The organism is Hyphomicrobium sp. MC1 (genome assembly GCF_000253295.1).
Lineage (GTDB): Bacteria > Pseudomonadota > Alphaproteobacteria > Rhizobiales > Hyphomicrobiaceae > Hyphomicrobium_B.
Genome location: NC_015717.1, coordinates 650,805 through 672,134, shown reverse-complemented (window position 1 = coordinate 672,134; position 21,330 = coordinate 650,805). Strand labels below are relative to the sequence as shown.

Sequence of the window (21,330 nt, the reverse complement as noted above, 5' to 3'; positions counted from 1 at the left end):
GGGCAGGACGTACAGAGCACGGCACGTCATCATGACTGCCCCGGCATGACATCGAGCGCCGCAACGATAGCATCGGCCTGCTCCGAGACATCGCGAACAGTCGCGTAGCGCAGCGCTTCACCGACCATCACAAGCACCGGACCGTCCGGATGCGCCGCATGAAGCTCAGCCGCGATCGTCGCGAGGGTCGCTATAAAAACCTGCTCGTCCGGTCGCGTCGCATTCGCAACCGCAATCGTCGGCGTATTGGGATCGAGGCCGTGCACCAGCGCTACGTCGGTCAGTTCCGCAAGCGTTCGCTTGGGCATGTAGATGACCGTCGTCGCCGCGCTGTCGGCAACCGCGCTCCAATCGATATCTTCCGGCAGATGTCCGCGACGATCATGCGCCGTGATGAACTGCAGCCGCCGCGCGTGATCGCGGTTCGTCAGCGAAACTTTGAGGCTGGCGGCCGCACCCTGCGCCGACGTCACCCCCGGCACGATGCTGATCGGAATGCCCGCGCTGCGGCAGGCCTCGATCTCCTCGCCCGCGCGCCCGAAAATCAGCGGATCGCCCGATTTGAGGCGGACCACCTTGAGGCCCTCGCGAGCCAGCGAAACCATCGTCGCGTTGATGTCCGGCTGCTTGCAGGATGTGCGATAGCCGCGCTTGCCGACGTCGATCATCCGCGCGCCGGGCCGCACGAATTCGAGGATCGGCTTGGCCACAAGGTCGTCGAACAGCACGGCATCGGCCGATTGCAGCGCCTTCAGCGCCTTCAACGTCAAAAGCTCCGGATCGCCCGGACCGGCACCAACCAATGTAACGGTTCCCATCGGCACGCCGGATGCCTTTGGCTCGTCAGCCTGCACGCCGGCCCGCTCCGCTATCGATCCGGCTTCAAAATAGCGGGTCTCGAACGGCGTGCGCGGCTGCCAACCATAACGTTGCAGCTCCGGATCGAGATGCTCTTCCTCCGGCCAGCCGAGCAGAAGATAGCCGACGAGCTTCCAGTCGGCGGGTGCATCGAGCGCCTTTGAAACCTCCGCCGGATCGATGATCGACACCCAGCCCAGCCCAAGCCCCGCCTCGCGTGCCGCAAGCCACAGCACCGTCACCATGCACGCACACGAATGATCGAGCGTCTCGGGCATTGTCTGCCGGCCGAGACCGTGGCCTTGCAAAGCGCTCCTGTCGCAAAACACCGCGAGATGCACCGGCGCAGCATCGAAGCCGGAGAGCTTGAGCCGGTTATAAAGATCCGCCTGATCCCCGGCGTAGGCTTCAGCCGACCGGTCCCGTGCCATTTGGAAATTCTTGATGATGGTTGTGCGCGTTTCGGCCGAACGCACGTTGACGATGCGCCACGGTTGGCTGTTACCGACCGACGGCGCCAGATCCGCAAGGCGCAGAAGGCGGTCGATCAGCTCGTCAGGAACCGGGTCCGGCCGGAAACGGCGGACATCGCGGCGCCAGCGGACGAGTTGCTCGAGCGAGGCTCGGCCATCCTGCTGCTGATTGTGGTCGCTGGTCTTGCGGTCGGTCATGGCGAATAAATGCGTTCGGTCGGAAATGCCGTTGCGGCAATCCCGACCTATAGCACCATTCGACGCCCGCCGCGCAAGCGCTCGGCTTTCCGGCCCGAAACCTGCGGCGTTACGGCGTTATGACCCTGTATTTTCCAGCAGATCGTCTTGCTTCTTAAGCAGGCCCGACACCTTCGCCACCGGAATCTTAAATTCCCAACCGGCCGTTAGCGCCGCGATATCATCGGCCTGCTTCTTAGCGTCGCCGGTGCCTGAAGGCGTGACGACGACCCAGGCCTGCTTGCCGTCCGACTTGACGTCGAGTTGAATTTTTAAGCCCTTGTCGGTCTCGTACGACACCTTCCCAGCGTCCGGCAGCGTCTCGGATTTGTCCGCCTTACGTACACCTTGGAAGTCGACATAACTTGCGGACTCGATGATCTCATCGACCGAGTTCACATACTTGAGCTTCTTGCCGGCCGGCATCTGCGCCAGCTTATGCGAACCGTCCTTCTCCGAATCGATCTGATAGGCCGGTTGCCCTGCAACTTCGATCGACGCCGTCTTGATCGAATTCGTCGGAATATCGACGACGCGCGTCTTCACCCAATCGCTGAGCTTGGCTGAGGCATCGATCGGCCGGTCTGCGAGCCAACTCTGATCGGTCCCCGGCTTGCGAACATATGTGCCGTTCTTGTTGGTTCCGAACGCATCCGCCTTACTGTTGCCGGCCACGATCTCGCCAATGGCGTGTCCGCTCGCATCGAGAAACCGAATCAGCCGCGACGAGCTTGTTTTCGGATCGCCGAGACCGAGAATAGGCAGCATATCCTTCTTCGCCGTCTTACGTTCGACGAGCGATGCCTCCGACGCATTGAGCAGCAGCTTGCGGACGGCTTCGACATTCGCCGGATAATCTCGCTGGCTCGCGACCACCCACTTTCCGTCCTTCAGCGCAAGCTTGATCGTATTGCCGCCTTGCTCGACTTCGATCACCGCGATTTTATTTTCCGCTGGAGTGAGCGCCGGCAGTGCCGCTTCGCCGTGGATGATGGCGGTCGGCGACCAAGGCCGCGACGACACGAATGCCGTCACCGCAACCGCCAGCGAAAGGATAGCTGCACCGAGCAGAGCTACGAAGGTCTTGGGCTTCATCGCGCGTCCTCCTCAGCGTTCGTTCTTCGGTGTCTTGCGGCGCTGGCGTGTCCGTCGCCACGACACGCCGACTGCCGCCATGCCGAGCATCAACGGCACAAGAGCGATGTTCGCGAACTTCAGCCAGCCGCTGAGGTTATCAATGTCCTGGCGAAGCGCGAGTTTGACGTTGCGGAGTTCACGCCGCGTATCGACCATCTCGCCGCGGAACTTCTCGACGGTCTCCTGTTCCTTATCGGAAAGGATCGCGCTGCCGCCATTCCCCGAGGCTTGAATTTTCTGCAGCTCCGCTTGTGTGGTCTTCAGCTTGTCTTCCAGCGCTTCTTCCTTCGCGCGGAATTTCTGCTCTGCGCCGCGGCGCAGATCGTCGACCAGCGTGAACGGCCGGTCTTTGACGCCGCGCCCGCGCAGCGCGATGAGCGCATTGCTGCCGGAAAGATTTTCAAGCGCCCCGACAACGAACGCAGCGTTGTGCGCCGTTGGAATGGCGACGTCCTGGCCGAGGCTGGTATTCACCCAGAACTGATCCGCCAGAATGTCCGTATCGGCAACGACGATGATGTTGATCTTGCCCGATTTGACTTGGTCGTTTTTGGCGGTGTCCGACGCGGCGGCGGGTGCTGCATCCTTTTTCGCTGCATCCGCCGTTGACGTATCGGCTTTAGCAGCAGACTTGTCTTTCTCGTCCTTCTTGGCCGCTGCATCCGAGGCTTTCGGGGGACCGTCCGGGAATGCCGACGTCACGTCACCCGAAAGGCGTGCGGCAAGCACGAGTTTGTGACCGCCGGAAACGTAATTGCGCAGCAGCGCAAGCGGATCGGCGCCATAGCCGACATCCTTCACGTTGACGGCCTCGGCGCTGTCGCTCGTCTCCAGAATGGGCGAAAAATCGACCGTCGCGCCGTCTTTCTTGCTCAAGAAGCCCGCCGACGCGACGTTGATCTGATCGATGCCCGCCGACAGCACGTCTTTCGGATTGATGCTCGATTTATCGAGCCCAAGCCAAGCGACGAAGTCTGTGACCGCCGGTTGCCCTGTCTGCGGATTCTGGAACTGTACGCGCCGCGCGTGCTTGATATCCGTCGCGACCTTCGAACCGTCGTATGTCACGCCCCAACCCGCGAGAAGTTTCGTCAACTCCTTCTCGCCATTGCCCTGGTTCTGCAGAAGTTGCATCTCCGCCGTATCCGAAACCGGATCGGTGAAGATCAAGACCTTGCCGCCCTTCAGCGCGTACTGATCGATGGCGTAAGTGGCATCCGGCGTCAGCTTCGTCGGCTGCGCCACCATCAATACGTCCAGACCTGCCGGAATTTCCTTCACATCCTGGTCGATGGGTTTGACGTCGAAGAACTCGCGGATCTGCCCCATCATCAGCCACGGCTGCGTCTGTTGCTGCCGCATCGGCGACTTGCCGCCGTCGAGAGGCAGCGACGTCATCAAGCCGACGGTGCGCTTCTTCGGATTGGCAAGCGAGTAAATAAGCTTCGTGACATCATATTCGAGATACGACTCGCGGCTCGGATCGAAGAACGGAATGACCTGCTGATTATCCGTCGCGTTTGTCGCGACGAGGCCGAAATATCCAACGTCGCCATCCGCGTTGAGACGGAGCCCCCTAAGGCCCCCTTCGACGGCTTTGTCTTCCGCATCCGAGAACGGCTCGGGATCGAGGATAGTAAGCTGCAGCTTGCCGCCCGAGATATCGCGATAGCGCTCGAACAACTCACGTACACGATCGAAATAGCGCACGATATCAGGCGAGGCGTCGGCAAGGTTCTTCGAAAAATAGAGCCGCGCCGTGATCGGCTCGTCGATCGACTTCAGGATCTGACGCGTGCCGTCCGAAATCGTGAATAGTCGATCTTGCGTAAGGTCGGCGCTCCACGCCTTGAGACCGATCGTCGAGGAAAGGTTGACCGACAGTAGAATAACAGCGCCAAGCGCCAATCCGCCCCAGGCAAGCGTCGATCTCTTGAATGACGAGAAATAAGCCACCGTCGCTTTGAATGCGCCGGCGACGGGTCCAAACCCGTTCGACATGGCCAAACCTCACTGCGCTTTCTTCTGGTCGATCGCGATCACCGTCGCGAACAGCCAGAAAACGATCATCGAGAAGAAGAAGATGAGTGTCGGCAAATCGAGAACACCACGCGTGATCTGCTCGAAATGCGAAAGGAAACTCATCGACGAAACGGCAGACGCGAAGAACGCCGGCGTCCAAGCCCTCAACCCACTCTGCACCATCTCCAAGCCGCTCATCGTAAACAGGAAGCAGATGAGAGACGCGACGATAAAGGCAATGACTTGGTTCTTCGTCAGCGTCGAAACGAACGAGCCGATCGCCAGGAACGCACCTGCCATCAGAAAGCTGCCGATGTAGCTCGTTAGAATGACACCATTGTCCGGATCACCAAGAATGTTGACCGTAATCCAGATCGGAAACGTCAACACCAGCGCGAGGCCGATAAACGCCCATGCCGCAAGAAACTTGCCGAGGATCGCTTCAAGCGGCGTAATCGGCAACGTCATCAAGAGTTCGATGGTGCCTGTCTTGCGCTCTTCCGCCCAAAGCCGCATCGCCACCGCAGGCACGAGCAGCAGATAAAGCCACGGATGATAGGCGAAGAACGGGAACAGATCGGCTTGCCCGCGCTCGAAGAAATTGCCGACATAGAACGTCAGCGCACCGGTCAGGGCTACGAAGACCGTCAGAAACACGAGCGCCAGCGGCGTCGCGAAATATCCGCGAAGTTCACGCTTGGCAATAATCCAAGCGTTATCGAAAGTCTCAACCATTTGAGCCTCCGTCTTCAGGCATGGTGATCTGTCGGAAGACATCGTCGAGGCGACCGCGCTCAACATAAAGCTCATCGACCGGAATGTTCTGCGCGCGAAGCAGCGCCGCCACCTCGGCCGCGGCCATCTCCTTCTGCTTCGGGATCGCGCGAAGCAGAAAATGGCCGTTCGGCTTACCGAGCGTCTCGACCTTCGCTACGCTGCTCGCGCTCGACAGCACTTCGATCGCGGCGTCCCCGCGCTCGGCAATGACCTTGAGCGATACCGCGCCGTGATAATGCATCCGCTGCATCAGATCGTCGGCCGTACCGTCGGCGACGATGTGCCCCCGATTGATGACGATCGCCCGCGAACAGACGGCCTCGACCTCTTCGAGAATATGAGTCGAGATGATGATCGCCTTGTCCGAAGACATATCGCTGATCAACTTGCGAACGTGATGCTTTTGATTCGGATCGAGACCGTCCGTCGGCTCATCCATGATCAGCACGGGCGGATCGTGCAGAATGGCCTGCGCGAGGCCGACGCGGCGCTTGTAGCCTTTCGACAGCGTGTCGATCACCTGATCGAAAACGGTACCGAGACCCGCACGCTCGACCGCGCGATTGATACGTGTCGTAAGCTCCACACCGCGATAACCGCGAATTTCCGCGATAAATGTGAGAAAACTGCGCGGCGTCATTTCCGCGTAAGACGGCGCCCCTTCCGGTACGTAACCGAACAGGGCTTTGGCTTTTTTCGGATTTTCGAAAACATCGACGCCGCAGATTGCGGCCCGTCCGGCATCCGGTTCGAGAAAGCCGGTGATCATCTTCATCGTCGTGGACTTACCGGCGCCGTTCGGTCCGAGAAATCCTAGAACTTCGCCCTTTGCAACTTTGAGCGATATGCCATCAACGGCTTTGATCTCGCCAAACTGTTTCTCAAGTCCGACGGCTTCGATCAGGTCCGTCATTGAAATCCCCTTGGGTGAGGTAAAGGCGCGTTAGTCGAAAACGCTGAATGACGCCAAGAGCCCAAGGGGTCAAGTTTGATATCCTTAAATTTTAGACAGCAAAAACGGCCTATTACCTGATGTTCCCGCCGTCTCTACGTAGGTACTTCACGCGCCTTCGCCACCGAGCGCATCGCGACAGCGTTCGCAAAGATCGCTATTTCCTTCGCTTGCACGCTTGATCGGAGATCCACATTTGACACAGAGCGTATGTTGCCCGGGGCGCACGCCGTGTTCCAGCGCAACGCGCTCATCGAAGACAAAGCACTCGCCGCGCCACAGACTCTCATCGGGCGCAATCTGTTCGAGATACCGTAAGATACCGCCATGCAGTTGGTAGACGTTCGTGAAGCCTTCCTGAAGCATGTACGAACTCGCCTTTTCGCATCGGATGCCGCCCGTGCAGAACATCGCAATCTTCTGCGAGCGGTTATCTGACAACGTGCGGCGCACGTAGTCGGGAAATTCGGTGAAGGATCGCGTTTGTGGATTGCGCGCGCCTTTGAACGTTCCGACATCGAATTCGTAGTCGTTACGCGTGTCGATGACGATCACGTCGGGATCGGAAATCAAAGCATTCCAATCTTCCGGTTCGACGAGTTCGCCGGTTAAGGCGGCCGGCTCTGTCCCCGGCACACCGAAGGTGACGATCTCGCGTTTGATCTTTACTTTAAGGCGCTGGAACGGATGCTCCGCCGTCTCTGAAAATTTGACGACGAGATCGGAAAAGCGCGCGTCCGCTCTGACTGCCGCAAACAGCGTATCGATCGCGTCGCTGGCACCTGAGACGGTGCCGTTGATCCCTTCACTAGCAACGAGAATGGTGCCCTTGATCTCCTGCGCCGCACACACTTCGCGCAGCGACGTTTGAAGCGCCGACGGATCGTCGATCGATACAAATTTATAGAAGGCAGCGACTTTGACGGCCACGCGATGAGTCCCGACAATTGAGTTTGAGAAGGCCCGCCCCGGCTGTCCGATATGCGGTCGCCCATGTCCTTAAGACCCGCGTCGCCCCGGTGCAAGAGCCCTTCCCTGTCACCGGAACCTTAACAATATCGGGCAAATATCTTGACCGGAATCAAGCACTAGGTCCTCGAGCCATGTTATAAGAAGCGCTGGAAAATATTGGTCTTGGAGACCTTTGAGATGGTGAACCTTCTTCTTCGTCCTGTGATGTTCCTGGCGGCTGCCATCGCAGGCTGGTTCGTCGCCGAAGACGCCGTCAATTTTGACGTCATCCAGATGGTTGTTGCACTATTTCTGATTACGATCATCGTCGCCGTCGCCGCATTCTGGGAAACGCTGTCCGATTGGTACATGAACCGGAAGACAAACCGGAAAGTGAAGAACTGAGCAGCGTTCTCGTTGAACTGACGCTTCGCGTCCGTTCGCTTATTATAAAACGTTCTGATATATCCAGGGGCACAACATAGCCCTCATATCTGCACGGACATCTCGTGGATCTGCCAAGTCTTGCCCGCGACCTCGATAAACTGGCGACGGCTGACGCCGTCGTTGCGGACAGCTACATCCGATATGCGTTGAGGAAGGGCGTTCTCTATGGCCTCGCCGGCATTCTTGCCGTCCTGGGGCTCGCGATTATGGGCTTAGCGCTCTATTGGCTGCTGGAAGAGAGCCTCGGCCGCATCGGCGCCGCGGCATTGGTTGGCGTCATCGGCTGCCTTCTGGCAAGCCTCGTCGCGATCATCGCGATGCTTCAACGCCCTGGACGCGAATATGCCGTCGCCCAGGAAATGCGGAGATCCAGTGTCTCGGCCCTTGAGAAAAATGTCGGAAGCCCGGCCATAGGGCCTAGTGCCTATATCTATCCTGCCAGCGAGGTATTGATCAGCTCAGTCTTGCTACCGCTGCTGGGGTCCCTCATTCACAGCCTCAAATCGCCCCGCAGCAAGGCCGCAGAAACACTGGCCAAGCTGGACGACTCCGCCGCCTTGAGCGCGCCGCCGACGGAGTCTCGGGAAACCTGACGCCTCACTGACCGGCAAGTTCGGCTAAACGGTCGCTGTCCAGGATGTGAACTTCCGTACCGCGGACGACGTCGATGACGTGCATCGTGCGCAGCTTCGTGATCGTCCGGCTGACCGTCTCGATCGTGAGACCCAAGAGATCCGCAATGTCGGAACGGCGCATCGGCAGCTTGACGACGTTCTCTTCGCCATCAGGGGCCCGGGCGGAAAGGCTCAGAAGGAAGCCCGCCAACCGCTCCATCGCGCTCTGCTGCCCGACCGACACGAGCAGGCTGCGAGCAGCCGCGAGCTCGGCCGAGACAGCCTTGTAGAGCCTCAGTGCCAACCCAGCATCGCGGGCAGCTTCCTGTTCCAGGGCGGTCGCCGACAGGCACCGCACTTTCGCCGGGCACGTCGCCTGAGCATCGAAAATATGCTCGCGCAGCGTCCCGAGGCCGATGTAATCGCCGGGATATGCAAATTCGATGATCTGCCGCCGGCCATCACCGAGCAGCTTGGAGAGCGCAATCACGCCTTCTTCGATGCGGAAAACGTGGGTCCGCGGATCGCCATCGCAGAAAACATGCTCTTTGGCTTCGATACGCCGGATCGTCCCACGCTCAAAACGATCTGCAGAACTGTCGCTTGAAGAACTGGCAGCCGAGGCCGCAATGTGTGCCCCGTGGGAATTAGCTCCGATGACCTGAGAAGCGCCCAGCATGTCCAACCTCCTGCAATGCCGACTGTCTGCGGTATGTCAGGGGTTCTAGCGACCGTTCGTTCGCCACATATGCGGCTGGCGTAACGGTTTGTAATTGTTTGTAACAGCGAAAAAGTTGCGCGATAGCAATGCGTTAGCTATTCGCCTGGCTGGGCGCCCGCCTGCGAAGGGCCATTTGCATCGGCGCCCAGACGTTTTAAGCCTTCCGCCGCTGCATAAAGCGTCGGCTCCAGCGCCAAGGCCGCACGGAAGTCGGATATGCTGGCTGTCCGGTCGCCGATCATCTCGTTGGCGAGCCCTCGATTCAGAAATGCGGGAGACATGTCTGGCGCCAACTCAATCGCGCGCGAATAATCGGGAATCGCCCGATCAGGCTTGCCCAGATCGAGATAAACATTCCCGCGATTGTAATACGCGAAATTGTTGGCCCCGTTGGCGTCGATCGATGACGTAAAATCCGCAATAGCCTTCTTCAGCTGATGCTGCTGGGCGTAGGCAATGCCGCGGTTCATATAAGCCGTGGACAGCGGATCGCCGAGCATCGTGCGCCCGATCACTTTCGTGCAACCGCGAATTTGCCGGGCCAGATTGGCACTGTCGTTACAATCCGCAATAGCGTCAGCTCGCCCGGCGGCCGGAATGACCGCTACAATTGCCAATATTGGATAGACGACACGTCTCACGGGTACACGGCCTTGCTACTCACTGGACCGACTGTTCCTTGCAGGACAGCGTCCGAAACATTTGGCGCTGAACTATGCGGCCTCTCGAAATATGTCGCGCGCCAGCACAGTCTCAAGACCCAGCATCACGCGGCGCGGATAAAAATTCCATAACAGAACGAATTTATGCACGTTTGATTTGTGTCACGTTAAAAACGCCGACTTTAGCCGCCATCGACCATAAGTCTCCCCTGCCGCCCGCTCGCGCCGCGGGCACGCGCTTTGCCGAAAAAGCGCGCATAGAACAGCGCAAGGCAGACGAAAAATGCGGTATGCGCCGCGGCAAACCAAGCCATGCCCGCAACCGTCAGATGCCGCGACCCAGCGAACCCTTCACCCGTGAGCGGCAACACCACCGCGGCGTTGAGCACCCATACGGCAAGGGCATAGAGAAGCCCCTTCATAACGGAAGAACCTGGAAGGTAGGGCTCCAGAACGAACGCATAAACGATAGCCATCGCCACGCCGACGGCCGCGTGAAATTCCCATCGGAATGCAGTCGTCGCGGGCAAGTGAATGCCGGTCGTTATCTGGAGCAGCCGGAACAATCCACCATGCGCCGTCGCCAGCGAAATGAGATCGGCAGCGCGCAGCAGCAGCGAATTTAGCGTAATCGCGATGGCGCCCGCGATGAGCGCTGCAAAGATTCGAGACATGTTTAAACCGGAAGAAACCATGGCCGCCGCGGTCTTGTACGCCGGGCCGGCCATAGTCCAATGATTTATTATGATGGTTCGGCGCCGATGCCGGGAACTACCCGGGCACCTTGCCCGGTACGATTCCCGGCGCGTCGCTTGGGAATTTCGCGATGTCTGCGACATCGATGTTGAGGTGCTGCGCCACAAGAGACGGCGGCGTATGGGTCAGCCAATCGGATAGGCTGATCTCCTGATAGTCGGGGACTTTGAAGACAGCCATGAACTTGAGGTCGGTCTTGCCGACGTTCTGAATCACATGCCCTTGGCTCTTCTTGACGTAGCCGACGTCCCCCGGCCTGAAGTCAGCCGTGACAGCATGCGGTCCGGCATCGAACACAGTCATGCGGCCCTCGCCTTCCATCCAGTACTGCCACTCGTCTGCGTTCGGATGCCAGTGCATTTCACGCACGGCGCCCGGCTTCAAAACCTCCATCGCCGCAGCGATCGTCTTTGAGGCTTTGAAGATCGAACTGTCGGCCATGCGCAGTTCACCCGAAGGATTGGCTTTGACCGGCTTCGACGATCCGAGCTTAAAGGTAAACGGATTGGGCGGCGTCCCGCCCGACGCGACAGCCGCTTGATCGGCAGCGAGCGGCCCCGGCTCCTTGCCCTGGAATATCCAGAGATCCTGCAGCGGAATATTCTTGAAGACGTCTTTCGGCACGCCAAAATTTGCAGCCAAGACATCGGGTGGCGTATGCGCAAGCCAATCGGTGACCAGCAACGTGCTGTATTCCGATTGCCGGCCTTCGTCGAAAACCAGCACGAACTCTGCCCCGTCAGGACCAAGGCCCTGAAGCGAGTGCGGGAAGCCCGCCGGAAAATACCAAAGATCGCCCGGTCCAACGTCATCAACGTAGGCATGACCCTCCGGGTCAAGAACGGTCACGCGGCAGCGGCCGTTCGTCATGATCGCCCACTCGGCTGCCAAGTGCCAGTGCATCTCGCGAACACCGCCCGGCCCAAGCCGCATATTCACACCCGACACCGCCTCGGAAATAGCGAAGTCGGCCTGCGTTAACTGCCGAGCCCATCCACCATTCTGGATGCGCTTCTGCGCATTGTTGAACGATCCCCAGAAGAGCGGCATGCCGCCGACATCCGTTGGCGGCGGACTTTCGAAAGACGGAAACTGACTATTGATGATCGGGTTCTTAGGACCCGGATCCGACAGCCCACCAGGATTGGCGTTGATTGCGCCTTCAGCCGGCTGATCGGGATTTCCAAACGTCGCTGCACGCGCTGCCGCTGAAGATGCCAACGTGCCGGTCGCCGCCGCGATCGCGAGAATATTTCTGCGGGAGATTTCGTTCATGAGACACGCTCCAATCGAGATGCAAGGCAACCATCAGCGGAGACCATTGACCACGCCGCCGATCCGAAGTGCGACGAAGGTAGTGGGGCAAAAGGCAACATTCTTTCATATTCGCCGGGGCGGTTGCGGATTAGCACGAACGGCGATCAGACCAAGAAACCGGATCGATGATAGTCGGCTGCCGAATTCTAAAATTGGAAATCTGAAATTGAAGGCATCAGCGCCCATTCAGGCCGCATCGCATGGATAATCCGCACGCGCCGCGGTTGGCGCAATATACCTACGTATAGCGTTCAGAAACGATTGTCTCCTGCACTCATCCCAACGTCGCCGTTTTACGAACCTTTGTGCGATAGCGAAAGAAACGTGAGCGGACCAAATTATCGGTCAGCTGCTCACGAGCCAATGAGACCCGAAAGCAGCGGAAAATAAATCAAAGCTCTTTGGGAGTAATGGCTATGTCAATGCACAAGATTCTTTCCCTCGCAGTCGTTGCCGGTGCGTTCGCTCTTTACGGTGTCCCCGCAAACGCCGAATCGCTTCCGGAAATCGTGAACCAGCAGATCAGCGATCGCGGCGTCCCGAGCTACTCGGGTGCAGAAAACGGTTCAGACGCATCGATCGTCCAGCAGCAGCTGCAGCAGTACGGCAACTCGGCTCAGCCGGATGTTGATGCCTCGGCCTCGCGCGGTCACGATGACTCGCTCGTCCGCCTTCAGTACGAGCAGATCCCTCACTAACCACTAACGATAGCAGACCCTCGCTTGTCCTAAAAAACCCGCCGCTCCTCCCGGCGGGTTTTTCTTTTTTGTTTAATGCAACGTTGAAAAACGCCTGTCAGTTAGCCTGTATTGCGGGCAGCATGTGCGATGGCCGAGAGCGCCATTACCGAGCACAGCGTCATCAGTTCATGAGTCAATCGCACTGCAGATGCATAATCTGCCCAGATCAGAGAGAAAATCCCGCAACGGCTGTGCGTGTTTTCCCTATTGAACGAGACAAAGATCCCAACACAAACATTTATCTCTGCACAGATAGACTAGCCCATAAGACATATGCCAGCGTATACGGATCGTTATATTTTTCGGAGTGAGCGATGCCGACAATATTGCTGGGCGGCCGACGCGATTGGCGAGAAATTCTCACGACTAAGCATGCTTGCCTGACAGCACCGCCCCAAAAAAAGAAAAAACACTTTTGGAAACGTCCCCGCACTGTCGCGGCGCCCGAGCCGATCGGAACACGGCCGAAAATCACATTCCTGGAAAAAGAATTCAATCGAGATACTGTGCTGGAATCGGAATTCGATTTCATATTGCCATTCTCAATGGAAGACTACGCCATACTGCGAGATTGCCCGCAGGTTCGGCACAAATGCATCTTTCCAGAAGAGCACATCGCAAAAGCAATAGACGATAAGATCGTCTTCAACGCGCTGATGATGGAGTGTGGATATGCGAACTGCATTCCACGCGTAGGCTCACCGAGCGAATTGGAATTGCCCTTCATTCAAAAGCGGCGCGTCGATGAATATGGAATCCATACCCGCATCATCACGAAGAGGTCAGAGACGGATAGGATCCACGATCCCGACTTCTATTTTCAAGAGTACGTTCCAGGTGCCGAGGAATATGCTACGCACGCGATCTGCGTCGCCGGCCGTCTGGTTTACGTGAAAACATACAAATATCTGTTCAACAGTGATACTTACACAAAGTCGGCGCAAAACCATCCGTTCTGCGTTGAAGACTTAGGCGGGTACATACCATCGGAGCTTGCCAGCATTTTCGCAGACCTCTCTTACACCGGATGCGCATGCTTTAACTTTAAGCTCAAAGATGAGACGCCGATGATTTTCGAACTCAATCCTCGGGTCGGAGCATCCTTCGCAAGGAATTACGAGCCCTATCTGTGGGCGTATATGCGCGCTGTGCAGGACAACAACAGAAGAGCAGCAAACCCGGAAGTCTCACGTCCTGGTCTGAGCAGAGCTTCGCTCACGGAAATAGCTGCACGCCAATCGCAGTGAACCTCTCTGCATCCGAAAATCTCAGGAAAATCGAACGAAGAATTTGGGAATGGCGGAAAAATCATAGCCGCCCGCATTATAGGGCACCCGCGCAGGTTGGCGATCGCCCCGCCCATCGACCACGCACGTTTCGATGAGATATGTCCCCGGTAGAGGCGACAACGGGACTTCGAACCTCACCCAAGTATAGCGGTTAGGCTGATGATCGATGATGCGCGCTGGCTCCCATTGGCCGCCGTTGACGCGCACATCGACGCGTTTCACGCCCCAGTGCGGCGCCCAAGCATATCCTCGTAATGTTTGCGGACCCGACGGCATGACCGGAAGTTTGCCGCGATCGAGGGGATAGTTGGATGGCATCTGCGGTTGCTTGGCGAGCACCAACGGTATTGCAAGCATGGACCGCGATGTATGCCATGTCACCGGAACACCGATGACGTTCTTCGGCGTGACAAATCTAAACTCGTCTTCGCTGGACGGTTTCGGCGGCGGATAGTCTGGCCCAACCATGGAGTGGCCAATTGTGTTCAACCGCACCCAGAAATCGTGCGACGCAATTTTGATTTCGGTTAGCCATTTCGTCGATGCGCCGCCACACCAGCCCGGCACGAGAGCCCGGACTGGTGCGCCGTGATCCGGTGGCAACGGCATGCCGTTCATCTTGAAGGCCAGGCCGATGTCCTCGCCGCGCTCGATCAGTTCACTGATTGGAAGCGGTCTGCCGGTATCGGATTGAATGTTCGGCGCCTTGCCATCGACTCCCGACCAGAAAAGCACGCTCTTGGCATTGGCCTTCAGGCCGACGCGGCCGAGAATCTCGCTCATCGGTACGTACTGCCATTCTGCCTGTCCTACGCCGCCAAGCCCCCAGCCGTTTCCTGATACCTTGGTTGGCGACGACAGCATGTCCTGCTGTTCCCAAAACAGCGACCGGCCATTCCCAGCACACTGCATGACGCTGACGATCGACCGCGACGGCATCCTGAGGATGTCATCGTATGTGAGTTCAAGCGGCCGCTCGATCGCGTCGCCATGGATTTTGAGACGCCAGAATCGCGGATCGACGCGCTGATCGATCTCCGCACGCGGGGTCGGATATTCGTTGCGAATGTAGAATTCTTCGACTGGCGTAATGTACGTATCGAAGTTCCACCACGCCCCTCCTTGGTTCGTGGCGTTGAGGTCGGTGAGCAGACCGACGTCCTTCACGAACGAGGGATGATAACGGGATGGCCCACTGCCGCCATGCCGAAAACTTAGTCTCGGCTTCTCCGGCGCGGATACTGCCTGAGCAGCCGCGCTCACATTGTTCGCAGCCAGCATCCCTGCCGCTGTGACCCCCGTAGCGCCAAGAAAAAAACGACGGCGGTCGATCGCCGAGCTATCACCGTCGTGCTCGCGACGAGAAATGACGTCGTGGTTCATAAATCTCTCCGTCTCCGGTCGAATACCCGGACGTACTGGATTTCATTTGTGAACGCCGACACGCGGCCGATCGCGAAAGTGTAGTGGAGGGGCGCACTGCACTTCACGGGGAAGGCGAAGCCTAACAGCCTCTGCTCCGCCGTTACAATGAGTGATCAACGATAGGCACGACCATGCTTTTATGCGGCCGTCGCGAGCATTCCGCCCCGTACGTACAAGGACGCCAGATTTTCCGGCTTGAGGCCGTGTTCTGCTGAACGAATTTTAGCGAGGAATTCAAAGAATGCGTTGGGCAATGGTGCCCAGGGGCAGAATTGAACTGCCGACACTGCGATTTTCAGTCGCATGCTCTACCAACTGAGCTACCTGGGCCTGCCTCCGCGGCGCAGAGCCCCGAACGAAGTAGGCGGTCCTTATAGGGGGGCGATTGGCGGTATGCAAGCGCCTCTCGCAAGGCTTTTTTATACCCCCTCGTCTTCGTCCCCCGAACGCTTACCGTTCTCGGGCGGCGTCGCGTTGTCGCCCTCGTCTTCGTCCCGTCCGGCAATGGCATAACCGCCCGTAAACCACCGCGCGAGGTCGATATCGGCACAGCGCTTAGAGCAGAACGGCCGATAGGCCTCGGCAGCCTCCTTGCCGCAGATCGGGCACTTGAGCGGCTTCGCTCCGGACTTGGCAGCGGACATAACGAAACTCAATCGCGGTCGACTTCGGCGTATTTCAGCCAGTTGTACTGGATCGGGAACTTCTCGGAATTGAGAAGCCCCACGACTTCCGTCAAGGGCAGGCCAACCACGTTCGTATAAGAGCCAATCAGCCGCTGCACGAAGCAACCGGCCAAGCCCTGAATGGCGTATCCGCCGGCTTTGCCGCGCCATTCACGCGAGGCGATGTAGGATTCAAGCTCCGCCTTATTGAGATAGCGGAAGCGCACCCGCGTATCGACGATCTTCGTCCGTACGCGATCGTCCGGCGTAATCAGGCAAATGCAGGTCTGGACCTTGTGTGTCCGGCCCGAAAGAAGTTGTAGCGACGCCATCGCCTCTTCGATGTGCGCCGGCTTCATCAGAATCTTGCGACCCATCGCAACGACTGTATCGGCGGCTAAAATGTAGGCGCCTGCAAGCTCCGGATCGTTGGCGATTTGCGCGCGTGCCACTTCCGCCTTGGCGCGGGCCAGCCGGGACACCAGGGCACGCGGCATTTCTCCGCGCTTCGGCGTCTCGTCGATAGAGGCGGGACGCAGTGCATCCGGGTTCACCCCGACCTGAGCCAGAAGCGTAACCCGGCGGGGACTGGCGCTGGCGAGCACAAGCTGCGGCCGCTCGATAGCGGCGTTCGTCTCCGATCGCTCGCGCGACAGCGTGCGCCGCAGCGTTTCTCGTCCGGGCACGCCGGTCCGGGCAAAGACGGGCAATAAACTGCTCATGAGCGTCGTTATCATAACCGTGACCACAGGCGATAGAATAAAGGCGACACACACGAGGCGAACAATGCGGCCGTCGTCCCAGCCTTTGCAAGTCCCAGCCCCATGCGTTGCAGGCGGCAACAAAACAGGGCATGAATAGCCTGATCTTTCCCAGATTTGATGGCCGCAATGGCTCTGAAACCAGACCCCGCCGACGTACTTGCCAGGACGCCGCTTTTCGGCACGCTCGACGAATCGAGCCGAAAGGCTGTCGCGGCAGAGCTTCGTGATTCCGCCTATGAGCCCGGCCAGATCATCTTTTCGCGCGGTCAGGCCGGTTTAGAGCTTCATATCGTCACCAAGGGCCGCGTCCGGCTTTCGGTCCTGACGTCCGATGGCCGCGAACTATCTTTTGCGCATGTCGAGGCCCCTTCGATCTTCGGCGAGTTGGCGGTCTTCGACGGCCTTCCCCGCTCCGCCGACGCGACCGCCGTCAACAAGGTCGAAACGTTGATGCTGTCGAAAGCCGCGTTCGTCCGGCTGCTCGGAACACAGCCCTCCGTCGGCGAAGCCGCGGTGCGTTTTCTTGCCGGCCGTCTGCGCGATGCCGATGAGCAACTGGAAGCAATCGCCCTGCATCCGATCGAAGCCCGGCTTGCGCGCTTTTTCCTTGCATCTGTTCGCCAGAAGGACCCGGCCGGAAAAGCCGAGAAAGTTTCGCTTGCCCTCCCCATTTCACAAAGCGAGCTCGCCCTGCTCGTCGGCGCCAGCCGTCCGAAGGTCAACGCCGCGTTGGGCATGCTCGAACAGGAAGGCGCCATCGAGCGTCGAGGCCAACAGGTCATTTGCAACATCGCGGCACTGAGCGGCATCGGCCGCCTCGACGACAGAGATTAGTCGTCTTGCCGCAATCGCCGGACCAAGCACATGACGATCGTTGATCGGCAAAAGCGGCGTGCCCTGCCTACGCTGGCAGTTGGGTGGATGAAAACCGCTTTCGATGGCATCCGCAGTTTTATTCGCCGGATATCCAACATCGGCATCAAAGGCTATCCGCCGGACATCCAGCGTCGCCTCAAGATCGTCAATGTATTCTCGGCGCTCGTTGTCGTCACGACCTGCATCTATGCAGCCCAGCTCTGGGCCTCTGGCGTGAAAGAGATGCTGCCCGCCGTCTATATCAACTTAGGCGTCGCGCTGATCGTCGCTCTCGTGCCGCTCATGCATCGCTACAACGAGATCGCTGGCGGACTGCTGCTCGTCGTCGCCGAGTTTTCCGCTCTCATCGGGTTCACCGCATTTTTCGGACGGATGGGCGGTGCACCGCTGCAATACGTGATCGCCGCCGCCGCGCCGTTCGTCATTTTTGAAGCCCGGCGCTTCCGGATCATCATCGCCATCGTTTGGCTGGCGCTGATCCTACACCTGTTCGTCTGGTTCTCGTTTCCCATGGAAGCCGCCAAGTTTCGAGCAGACGAGAAGACCATCAACTCGCTCTACGTCCAGGCCGCCGTGACGACGTTCGGACTGATCGCCGCTTGCGTTTATTATGCCTTCAGCCTGTTCGAGCGTGCCAAGGCCGAAACCGAGACGGTCCTCCGCAACGTCTTGCCCGACAGCGTGGTCGAGCGCCTCAAGGAAGCACCAGGCGAAACGATCGCTGACGGCTTTTCCGAAGCCTCGGTGCTTTTCGCCGACATCACCGGCTTCGTCGGCATGGCGCGCGGCCTCGGCCCGGAAAAAACGGTCGCGCTTCTCAATCACCTGGTCATCGCCTTCGACGAAATCGCGGATCACCACGGCGTCGAAAAAATCAAGACCATCGGCGATGCCTACATGGTCGCCTCTGGCGTACCCGTCCCTCGCAAAGACCATGTCGAAGCGCTTGCGGCCACCGCACTTGACATCGTCACGGCAGTGAAACGCATTAGCATTGAGGAAAATATTCCAATCAGCGTTCGCGTCGGCATGGCATCAGGCCCGATGATGGCAGGCATCATCGGCAAGAATAAATTCAGCTATGACGTGTGGGGCGATCCGGTCAATCTCGCGAGCCGTCTGGAACAATCGAGCACACCAGGCTTTATCGCCATCTGCCCGACATGCGCGGGCGCGCTGCAAAGCACGTTCGTTTTAGAACCGCGCGCCGATATCGAGATCAAAGGCGTCGGCCAGCAGACCTCCTGGTATCTGCTCGCCCGCAAATGATCGTGCCCGCTCATCCCTTCCAGTGCAGCGAGCAAACGAGTGTGAATAGCCGCCGCGCCGTATCTTCATCAACGACGATCCGCGGCAACAGCTTTTCCTTGAGCAACACACTGCCTTCGTCGTGCAGCGCGCGACGGCTGACGTCGATGGCCTGAATACGCGCCGGCGGCGCTGTTCGCACTGCTTCGTAGTACGACTCGCAGATCATGAAATAATCTTTCACGATCCGCTTGAGCGGAGCCAGCGCCATACCCAGTTCAACCGGATCACCGCCTTCAGCTGGAGAAATTGCCAGAACGAGGCGCTCCTCCGTCAGCGACAGATGCAGCTTGTAGGGACCAGCATTCATGTCCTCGACGCGAAAGCTGTTCCCGTCGAGGATATCGAAGATCGCGACTTCGCGTTCATGCTCGATATTCGAGTTAGCCCGCCCGAGCGATTTTGCATCGAGCGTGATCTCAATCAGCCGGTCCCGGCTCTTTTCCGGTGAAGCGACGGTTTGGTCCATCTCGTTTTTAACCTGCTTTTTCGAGCCGGATTTCCACGGAACGCCGATGCCCTTCGAGCCCTTCCGAGCGAGCAAGCGTCATCGCAGCAGGGCCAAGTTTTGACAGCGCCGCCGCATCGAGCTTCAGGATCGACGTCCGCTTCATGAAGTCGAGAACGCCAAGCCCGGATGAGAACCGCGCGCTCCGCGCCGTAGGCAACACATGGTTCGATCCCGAAACATAATCGCCGATCACTTCCGGCGTCACACTCCCGATGAAAACAGCACCCGCGTTACGAATTCGTTTCGCGAGATCTTCGGCGTCTGCGGTTGCAATCTCCAGATGTTCGGCAGCGATCCGATCGGCCAACGGCACAGCCTCGCCAAGCGATCCTAGAATGATCGTCGCGCCGTACGTGTTCCAGCTTTCGCCCGCGATATTTCCGCGCGGCAGCGTTTCGAGCTGGCGCTTCACGGCCTTTTCGACGGCGTTTGCGAACTCCGCATCGTCCGTCATCAAAATCGACTGCGCCGCCGTATCGTGCTCGGCCTGCGCCAGAAGATCAGCGGCGATCCATTCCGGATTGTTGTTCTTGTCGGCGATCACCAGAACTTCCGACGGTCCCGCGATGGAATCGATGCCAACGACGCCGAACACCTGCCGCTTCGCCGCTGCGACATAGGCATTGCCAGGCCCGACAATTTTTACGACCGGCTTGATCGTCTCCGTGCCGTAAGCGAGCGCGGCCACGGCCTGCGCGCCGCCGATGCGATAGATTTCCGAGACGCCGGAAATTTTTGCCGCCGCTAGCACGAGCGGATTGAGATCGCCGCTCGGCGACGGCACCACCATGACGATGCGCGGCACGCCCGCAACTTTTGCCGGCACGGCATTCATCAGAACTGAGCTCGGATACGACGCAAGTCCGCCCGGCACATAAAGCCCAACGGATTCCACCGCCGTCCAGCGATGCCCAAGCTCGACACCCGCGGCGTCCGTATAGCGATCGTCCGTGGGCAATTGGCGCTTGTGATGCTCGGCAATGCGATTGCATGCGAACGTCAGCGCATCGAGCGTCTCTTTCGAACACGCCGCATACGCCGCCTCGATTTCATCGGCCGTCACCGCAATGCCGGCCTTCCTGAGATCGAGACGATCGAACTTCTGCGTCAGATCGACGAGCGCCGCGTCACCACGCTCGCGGACATCCGCGATGATCTCGCGCACTGTGTTATCGACATCGACCGACACTTCGCGCTTGAGGCCAAGAAGCTCAGCGAACTGTGCTTCGAAACCGTTATCGTTGTTGTTGAGACGCACAGGCATCGGCAATCTGTCCTTGGGAAGCGATCGAAAAGCAGATCAGCTTGCATCCTCGGGATGCTCAGGAGAGCGTTTTGTCCCCCACGCCGCCCCGAGATCTTTCAGTTCGACCTCGATACATTCGACGCTCAGCCGAATGGCCGCGCCACCCGAAAATGTCAACGTGACATCGCCTTCGGGAGAACCTTCGCCGCCCTTCGGCTCGAACGTAACGGCCAGCAGCGCGAGCGCTGTTCTTTTGTCCTTGAAGTCAATGCCCTGGACTTGCGCAGCATTCACCCGCTCGAACCGGATACCAGCCCGGCGACGCTCGAAATTCTCGTCGCTGCGCCCCTGCGCGGTCTGCGAATGGCCCAGCGCATTCGCCCAGTCGAAACGATTGACGATCGCAGCAAACCGCTTTTCCTTCGGCAAATATGTCATCTCGCCGACGCGCAGCACTGCATCCTGCAAATGCGCGGAAATGATACCGAGGTCTAAGGTATCGAAGGCGATGAGCTTAAGGTCCGGCATCTGGCGCGATTGTCTCCGCAAAGCAGGCGGGCGGCTGGGAAAAGCCGAGTGATA

At 58.6% G+C, this 21,330-nt stretch carries 22 protein-coding genes and 1 tRNA gene; 6 read left to right on the top strand and 17 right to left on the bottom strand.

The window, feature by feature from the left end; genetic code table 11:
• Positions 1-29: 29 nt before the first annotated feature.
• The 6 genes from cobA to HYPMC_RS03095 form a co-directional block, all read right to left on the bottom strand.
• Positions 30-1,529 carry a uroporphyrinogen-III C-methyltransferase gene (gene cobA / locus HYPMC_RS23070; RefSeq protein WP_013946325.1) on the bottom strand — a complete coding sequence of 500 codons (1,500 nt, stop codon included), beginning with the start codon at positions 1,527-1,529 and terminating at the stop codon, positions 30-32.
• Positions 1,530-1,646: 117 nt separating this feature from the next.
• Positions 1,647-2,663 (bottom strand): DUF4340 domain-containing protein, encoded by a 1,017-nt coding sequence (locus HYPMC_RS03115; RefSeq protein WP_013946324.1) that lies wholly within the window; start codon positions 2,661-2,663, stop codon positions 1,647-1,649.
• A 12-nt stretch (positions 2,664-2,675) separates the two neighbouring features.
• On the bottom strand, positions 2,676-4,706 hold the full coding sequence (locus HYPMC_RS03110; RefSeq protein WP_013946323.1) for a GldG family protein: 2,031 nt from the start codon (positions 4,704-4,706) through the stop codon (positions 2,676-2,678).
• Between the two features lie 9 nt (positions 4,707-4,715).
• Positions 4,716-5,462, bottom strand: a complete 747-nt coding sequence (locus tag HYPMC_RS03105; protein ID WP_013946322.1) for an ABC transporter permease subunit — start codon at positions 5,460-5,462, stop codon at positions 4,716-4,718.
• Positions 5,455-6,417 carry an ABC transporter ATP-binding protein gene (locus HYPMC_RS03100; RefSeq protein WP_013946321.1) on the bottom strand — a complete coding sequence of 321 codons (963 nt, stop codon included), beginning with the start codon at positions 6,415-6,417 and terminating at the stop codon, positions 5,455-5,457. The genes HYPMC_RS03105 and HYPMC_RS03100 overlap by 8 nt, the downstream gene beginning before the upstream one ends.
• Positions 6,418-6,564: 147 nt before the next feature.
• Entirely contained in the window at positions 6,565-7,386 is an 822-nt protein-coding gene (locus HYPMC_RS03095; RefSeq protein ID WP_013946320.1) for a rhodanese-related sulfurtransferase, read from the bottom strand.
• A gap of 219 nt (positions 7,387-7,605) precedes the next feature.
• Between HYPMC_RS03095 and HYPMC_RS03090 the strand changes: the two genes are divergently transcribed.
• Both HYPMC_RS03090 and HYPMC_RS03085 read left to right on the top strand, forming a co-directional pair.
• Entirely contained in the window at positions 7,606-7,812 is a 207-nt protein-coding gene (locus HYPMC_RS03090; RefSeq protein WP_013946319.1) for a hypothetical protein, read from the top strand.
• 104 nt (positions 7,813-7,916) lie between these two features.
• Positions 7,917-8,447 carry a hypothetical protein gene (locus tag HYPMC_RS03085; RefSeq protein ID WP_013946318.1) on the top strand — a complete coding sequence of 177 codons (531 nt, stop codon included), beginning with the start codon at positions 7,917-7,919 and terminating at the stop codon, positions 8,445-8,447.
• 4 nt (positions 8,448-8,451) lie between these two features.
• Here the strand turns inward: HYPMC_RS03085 and HYPMC_RS03080 are convergent, their stop codons facing one another.
• From HYPMC_RS03080 to HYPMC_RS03065, 4 genes are all read right to left on the bottom strand, one after another.
• The gene (locus tag HYPMC_RS03080) at positions 8,452-9,147 is read right to left on the bottom strand and encodes a Crp/Fnr family transcriptional regulator (RefSeq protein ID WP_013946317.1); all 696 of its coding nucleotides are present in this window, start codon (positions 9,145-9,147) and stop codon (positions 8,452-8,454) included.
• A gap of 137 nt (positions 9,148-9,284) precedes the next feature.
• Complete coding sequence (locus HYPMC_RS03075; RefSeq protein ID WP_157135389.1) at positions 9,285-9,689, bottom strand: tetratricopeptide repeat protein; 405 nt, start codon at positions 9,687-9,689, stop codon at positions 9,285-9,287.
• A gap of 344 nt (positions 9,690-10,033) precedes the next feature.
• Positions 10,034-10,525: a hypothetical protein gene (locus HYPMC_RS03070; RefSeq protein WP_157135388.1), complete on the bottom strand. Its 492-nt coding sequence runs from the start codon at positions 10,523-10,525 to the stop codon at positions 10,034-10,036.
• 97 nt (positions 10,526-10,622) lie between these two features.
• The gene (locus HYPMC_RS03065; RefSeq protein ID WP_013946314.1) at positions 10,623-11,882 is read right to left on the bottom strand and encodes a cupin domain-containing protein; all 1,260 of its coding nucleotides are present in this window, start codon (positions 11,880-11,882) and stop codon (positions 10,623-10,625) included.
• 458 nt (positions 11,883-12,340) lie between these two features.
• On the opposite strand from HYPMC_RS03065, the gene HYPMC_RS03060 reads away from it, so the two are divergent.
• The gene (locus tag HYPMC_RS03060; RefSeq protein ID WP_013946313.1) at positions 12,341-12,622 is read left to right on the top strand and encodes a hypothetical protein; all 282 of its coding nucleotides are present in this window, start codon (positions 12,341-12,343) and stop codon (positions 12,620-12,622) included.
• A 356-nt stretch (positions 12,623-12,978) separates the two neighbouring features.
• Positions 12,979-13,911 carry a hypothetical protein gene (locus HYPMC_RS03055; protein ID WP_013946312.1) on the top strand — a complete coding sequence of 311 codons (933 nt, stop codon included), beginning with the start codon at positions 12,979-12,981 and terminating at the stop codon, positions 13,909-13,911.
• Between the two features lie 21 nt (positions 13,912-13,932).
• On the opposite strand, the gene HYPMC_RS03050 is transcribed toward HYPMC_RS03055, so the two are convergent.
• The 4 genes from HYPMC_RS03050 to HYPMC_RS03035 form a co-directional block, all read right to left on the bottom strand.
• Positions 13,933-15,336 carry a molybdopterin-dependent oxidoreductase gene (locus tag HYPMC_RS03050; RefSeq protein WP_013946311.1) on the bottom strand — a complete coding sequence of 468 codons (1,404 nt, stop codon included), beginning with the start codon at positions 15,334-15,336 and terminating at the stop codon, positions 13,933-13,935.
• A gap of 296 nt (positions 15,337-15,632) precedes the next feature.
• Positions 15,633-15,708 (bottom strand) — tRNA-Phe (locus HYPMC_RS03045).
• A gap of 89 nt (positions 15,709-15,797) precedes the next feature.
• Positions 15,798-16,022: a DNA gyrase inhibitor YacG gene (locus HYPMC_RS03040; RefSeq protein ID WP_013946310.1), complete on the bottom strand. Its 225-nt coding sequence runs from the start codon at positions 16,020-16,022 to the stop codon at positions 15,798-15,800.
• 8 nt (positions 16,023-16,030) lie between these two features.
• Complete coding sequence (locus tag HYPMC_RS03035) at positions 16,031-16,765, bottom strand: Maf family nucleotide pyrophosphatase (RefSeq protein WP_244420967.1); 735 nt, start codon at positions 16,763-16,765, stop codon at positions 16,031-16,033.
• Positions 16,766-16,933: 168 nt separating this feature from the next.
• Between HYPMC_RS03035 and HYPMC_RS03030 the strand changes: the two genes are divergently transcribed.
• Both HYPMC_RS03030 and HYPMC_RS03025 read left to right on the top strand, forming a co-directional pair.
• The gene (locus HYPMC_RS03030; protein ID WP_024275376.1) at positions 16,934-17,641 is read left to right on the top strand and encodes a Crp/Fnr family transcriptional regulator; all 708 of its coding nucleotides are present in this window, start codon (positions 16,934-16,936) and stop codon (positions 17,639-17,641) included.
• A 30-nt stretch (positions 17,642-17,671) separates the two neighbouring features.
• Positions 17,672-18,952, top strand: a complete 1,281-nt coding sequence (locus HYPMC_RS03025; protein WP_013946306.1) for an adenylate/guanylate cyclase domain-containing protein — start codon at positions 17,672-17,674, stop codon at positions 18,950-18,952.
• A gap of 10 nt (positions 18,953-18,962) precedes the next feature.
• On the opposite strand, the gene HYPMC_RS03020 is transcribed toward HYPMC_RS03025, so the two are convergent.
• Genes HYPMC_RS03020 through HYPMC_RS03010 form a run of 3 tightly spaced genes read right to left on the bottom strand, consistent with a single transcriptional unit; the run spans position 18,963 to position 21,276 of the window.
• Positions 18,963-19,460 (bottom strand): UPF0262 family protein, encoded by a 498-nt coding sequence (locus HYPMC_RS03020; RefSeq protein WP_013946305.1) that lies wholly within the window; start codon positions 19,458-19,460, stop codon positions 18,963-18,965.
• Between the two features lie 7 nt (positions 19,461-19,467).
• On the bottom strand, positions 19,468-20,766 hold the full coding sequence (gene hisD, locus HYPMC_RS03015) for a histidinol dehydrogenase (protein ID WP_013946304.1): 1,299 nt from the start codon (positions 20,764-20,766) through the stop codon (positions 19,468-19,470).
• A 36-nt stretch (positions 20,767-20,802) separates the two neighbouring features.
• Entirely contained in the window at positions 20,803-21,276 is a 474-nt protein-coding gene (locus HYPMC_RS03010; protein WP_013946303.1) for a DUF2948 family protein, read from the bottom strand.
• Between the last annotated feature and the right edge of the window lie 54 nt (positions 21,277-21,330).